Here is a 1,564-nt window from a genome sequence, read left to right on the forward strand (position 1 = left end):
CGTCGCGCGGGCCGCCTTCCCCAAGGGCACGGCCGTTCTCCGTCTCCGCGATGAACTGGGGACGATCTATCAAGACGATCTGTTCGCCGCCTTGTACCCCCAGCGGGGCCAGCCGGCGGCCGCGCCGTGGCGATTGGCGCTGGTTTCGGTCCTGCAGTTCCTTGAGGGGTTGCCCGACCGGCAGGCCGCCGACGCCGTGCGCGGGCGGATCGACTGGAAGTACGCTCTCAGCCTGGATCTCACCGATCCGGGCTTCGACTTTTCCGTGCTCAGCGAATTCCGGGCTCGGTTGATCGCCGGGGAACAGGAGGCGCTGCTGTTGGACGCCTTGCTGACGCGGCTCAAAATAGCCGGGTTGGTGAAAGCCGGAGGCCGGCAGCGTACCGATTCCACTCATGTCGTGGCCGCTATCCGCGGGCTCAACCGTCTGGAAACGATCGGCGAGACGCTGCGGGCCGCGTTGAACAGTCTGGCCGAGGCGGCGCCGGCTTGGTTGACCGACCGGATCACCCTCGACTGGTTCGAGCGCTATGGCCGCCGGGTCGAGGAATATCGGCTGCCCAAGGGGGAGGCCGCCCGCACGGCTCTGGCGGAGCAGATCGGCCGCGACGGTTACCAGATCCTCGCCGCCGTCTATGCCGCGGACGCCCCGGTCGGCTTGCGCGCCCTACCGACGGTCCAGGCGCTGCGCCGCACTTGGGTTCACCAATTCTACACCGAAGAGGACCAGGTCCGCTGGCGGACCGCAACCGAGTTGCCGCCGGCCAGCCAGCGGCATGATTCGCCTTATGACGTGGAGGCGCACTACGGCAACAAGCGTAGCGCCACCTGGGTCGGGTACAAGGTCCATCTCAGCGAAACCTGCGATGCCCAAGCGCCCCACCTGATCACCCATGTCGAGACCACGCTGGCGCCGGTCAGCGACATCGACCGCACGGCGCCCATTCACGCGGCCTTGGCGGCGCGCGGCTTGGTGCCCGCGGTGCACTTCCTCGATGCCGGCTACGTCGATGCGCCGTTGCTGATCGCCAGCCAGACCGAGCACGGGATTGAGATCGTGGGGCCGGTTCGGCCCGACATCAGTTGGCAGAGCAAGACCCACCAAGGCTATGACCTGAGCGCCTTCACCATCCGTTGGGACGCCCAGACCGTGACCTGTCCGCAGGACCAGACCGCCACATCCTGGGTGCCGAAGACGGACCGCTGGGGCAACGCGGTCATCCACGTCAAATTCCCCTTCCGGGTGTGCACCCCGTGCCCGGCGCGGGCGCATTGCACCCAGGCCAAAGCCAGCCCACGGAATCTCACCTTCCGGCCGCGCGCCGAGCATGAAGCGCTTCAAGACGCGCGCCGCCAGCAGGAAACGCAGGAATGGCGCCGTCGCTACGCGGCCCGGGCCGGGGTCGAAGGAACGCTGGCCCAAGCCCTGCAACTCTTCGACCTGCGGCGATGCCGGTATCTCGGACTGGCCAAGACCCACCTGCAGCACGTCCTGACCGCCGTCGCCCTCAACATCGTCCGTTTGGACGCGTGGTGGACCGACCGGCCCCTGGCAAAAACCCGC

The 1,564-nt window shown here is 67.8% G+C and carries 1 protein-coding gene; it reads left to right on the forward strand.

Annotated features, from left to right (window positions below):
- Positions 1-1,564, forward strand: a 1,564-nt coding sequence (locus tag JJL56_RS32705; protein WP_200487931.1) for an IS1182 family transposase, incomplete at both ends; no start/stop codon positions are given.

This window comes from Azospirillum aestuarii (assembly GCF_016632405.1).
In the GTDB taxonomy this organism is placed as follows: domain Bacteria; phylum Pseudomonadota; class Alphaproteobacteria; order Azospirillales; family Azospirillaceae; genus Azospirillum; species Azospirillum aestuarii.